At 68.9% G+C, this 1,329-nt stretch carries 1 protein-coding gene; it reads left to right on the top strand.

Annotated features, from left to right (window positions below):
* Positions 1–172: 172 nt before the first annotated feature.
* Entirely contained in the window at positions 173–1,324 is a 1,152-nt protein-coding gene (locus ABZ570_RS33985) for an ISAs1 family transposase (protein WP_358072292.1), read from the top strand.
* Positions 1,325–1,329 lie beyond the last annotated feature (5 nt).

The raw sequence follows: 1,329 nt of genomic DNA, 5'->3' as shown, positions 1-1,329 counted from the left end.
AGGAGTTTCGAGACGTTTTCGGCCTCTATGGAGGCGAAAGAAACGGGTGAGGCCGCATCGGTGATCATGGAGTTGCGACGCTTCACGACTCCGAGGAAGACCCCACCCGCCGATGGCATCATCTCTCATCCCTGCACTGGCCGTAGCAGCACCCACCTCCATCGCCGAGGCCGTGCCAGTCACCGACGGTGAACAGGGCAGGCTGCTGCACGCGCTCGCCGCTGTTCCTGATCCACGCGACCCACGAGGCGTGCGTTACCCGCTGACCGCGCTGCTGGCGGTGGCGGTCTGCGCCGTCATGGCCGGGGCGTCGTCGTTCGCCGCGATCACGGATTGGCTGCACGACCTGGACGAACGCGCCCAGGAACGGCTCGGGTTCACCGCAGGAGTGCCGGTCGGCAGCACTGTCTGGCGGCTCCTGACGCGCCTGGACGACACGCTACTCGGCACCGTCCTGGCCGGCTGGCTGCGCACCCGCAGTCCCGTCGCGGTGAGCAGGCCGAGGCGGTACCGCACGGTGATCGCCATCGACGGCAAGACACTGCGTGGCGCCCGAACCGGCGACGGCCGCCAGGTGCATCTGCTCTCCGCGCTGGACACCACCACCGGGATCGTGCTCGCCCAGGTCACCGTGGACGCCAAGAGCAACGAGATCCCGGCGTTCGCCCCGCTGCTCGACGCCGTCGAGACGGTGCTCGGCACCCTGGCCGGGGTGCTGTTCATCGCCGACGCCCTGCACACCCAGACCGGGCACGCCGACGAGGTCACCGCCCGTGGAGCCCACCTGCTCGTACAGGTGAAGGCCAACCAGCCGACCCTGTTCAAGCAGCTCAAACGGCTGCCCTGGGCGCAGATCCCGGTCGGTGACCGGACCCGCGACCGCGGCCACGGCCGCCGCGAAACCCGCACCGTCAAAGCCGTCACCGTCGCCACGCCCGGCGGCATCGCCTTCCCGCACGCCCAGCAAGCCGTGCGGATCACCCGCACCCGCATCGTCGCTGGCAAGACCAGCCGCGAGACCGCCTACCTGACCGTGTCACTGCCCGCAGGCCAGGCTCTGCCCCGTGACCTGCAGACCTGGATCCGCCGGCACTGGCACATCGAGAACCGCCTCCATCACGTACGCGACGTGACGTTCCGTGAAGACCTCCACCAAGCTCGGACAGGCAACGGACCCGCCGTCATCGCAACGCTACGTAACACCGCGATCGGCTGGCACCGCATCACCGGCGCGACCAACATCGCCCGCGCTACCCGCCAAGCCAACCGCCGCTCACACGACCTGATCACCGCCGTGACCAGCAGTTACCCCAGAACGCAATGACCCTG

It is taken from the genome of Micromonospora sp. NPDC007271 (genome assembly GCF_040634005.1).
Taxonomy (GTDB): domain Bacteria; phylum Actinomycetota; class Actinomycetes; order Mycobacteriales; family Micromonosporaceae; genus Micromonospora.
This window is presented reverse-complemented; position numbering and strand designations above follow the sequence as displayed.